Origin of the sequence: Arthrobacter sp. efr-133-R2A-120, from assembly GCF_030209835.1 — a bacterium.
GTDB lineage: Bacteria > Actinomycetota > Actinomycetes > Actinomycetales > Micrococcaceae > Arthrobacter.
In genome coordinates this window covers 1-1,347 of sequence record NZ_JARVRF010000067.1, presented here as the reverse complement: position 1 = coordinate 1,347, position 1,347 = coordinate 1, and the positions used below count along the sequence as shown (strand labels likewise).

At 60.8% G+C, this 1,347-nt stretch carries 2 protein-coding genes and 1 pseudogene; 2 read left to right on the top strand and 1 reads right to left on the bottom strand.

Going from position 1 to position 1,347, the window contains the following annotated elements:
* Positions 1-110, top strand: a 110-nt coding sequence (locus QRN52_RS24040) for a hypothetical protein (RefSeq protein ID WP_502869744.1), incomplete at its 5' end; no start/stop codon positions are given.
* Between the two features lie 342 nt (positions 111-452).
* Here QRN52_RS24040 and QRN52_RS22665 read toward each other — a convergent pair.
* Complete coding sequence (locus tag QRN52_RS22665; RefSeq protein ID WP_284756029.1) at positions 453-614, bottom strand: DUF4839 domain-containing protein; 162 nt, start codon at positions 612-614, stop codon at positions 453-455.
* 418 nt (positions 615-1,032) lie between these two features.
* On the opposite strand from QRN52_RS22665, the pseudogene QRN52_RS22660 reads away from it, so the two are divergent.
* A pseudogene (locus tag QRN52_RS22660) lies at positions 1,033-1,296 on the top strand (ATP-binding cassette domain-containing protein); the annotation flags it as partial.
* Between the last annotated feature and the right edge of the window lie 51 nt (positions 1,297-1,347).

Sequence of the window (1,347 nt, the reverse complement as noted above, 5' to 3'; positions counted from 1 at the left end):
GGTCCATCCTGATCAACCGCTCCGGATCCTTCGGCTACACCGTCCGGGTCTTCCCCAAGCACCCCTCCCTCGCCTCGAAGGCCGAACTGGGGCTCATCGCCAACGCCTAAGCCACCGTCCCCGCCGGCGTCGACATCCCGGCGGGGACGGTTTTCCACCCGCCTGTGCGGTCATGTCGCAACTCTTGTTATCCGATTGTCGGAGCGCAGAGAACCAGGTCGTCGGGGTCGAAATGTCCAGGCAAGTATGAAATTGCTGCCGGAGTCCATGATGATTGTTGCGATCCGCCGCCGCCCGGTCTTGTGTGCCCGTCTTGATGAGGGGCGACGGTCTACCGCACTGTGGCGGAGACCGGGGTGAGGAAGAACAGGCACTGCTTGGGATTGTATGTATGTGCCGACTTCAGCTGTGAACCTGAACTTGTCGCCTTCGGAGACGTAGGAGGGGATGTTCTAGCCAGTGAGGTGGAGGTCGAACATGTTCACGTTGTCGTACTTGAAGGCGGGTCCTGCGCCGGTGTTCGGCCCTGCGTCGCCCGGGCCGAGAATGATGTCATATCGAGTGTCGTACTTCTCGTGCTTTTGCATGTTCGCGATGGAACCGTCGAACTCGATTTAGCGTGCCTTGGGTCTGGTCTACGAGTTCCGAGCCGCCCTCTTTTTGCGCCTTGGCAAGCGAGCACTTCTCCATGCCCCGCATGGCCTGTACGGACTTGTATTCGTATTTAACGTCGTCCGACATGCGGCCCCCGACCCTAACCGAAGCGCCCTGGGTCTGATGGACACTCGCGTTATTCGTACCCACCGCCAGTTCGCAGTTGGCTTGATCAGCAGAGAACGTGTTCTCGAGCGCTCCAGCCGGGACTCGCGGAGGTAGCCGCGGAGCTGAATAACGGCGGCGGGACCCCTGTGCATTTCATGATGCCCTCATTCAGCTTCTCGAAGTCGACACGGAAGGCGGACCGGAGGGAAGTTCCCGCCACCTGTGTGCCTCCCACGGCACGAAGGAAGGAAGACCTTCGACCCCCGCGACGGCATCCAGCTCGGGTACCTTCCGGAGGAACGCGGCCTGTATAAGAAGGAACAGGTTCTGGATGTCATGGCCTATTTCGGCCGGCTCAAAGGACTCGGCAAAGCCCAGGCCCGTGCATGGTCCCTGGAGTATCTGGAGCGGGTGGAGCTGGCGGACAAGGCCGGGACCAGGCTGGACAAGCTCTCCGGCGGGGAGCAGCAGAAGATCCAGCTGGGCGTGACCATCATGAACGAGCCCGAACTGCTGATCCTGGACGAACCCACTGATATGTAGCTACGGCTGTCAAGAGTGCATGGATGAGCGGCCCCTGGGGTT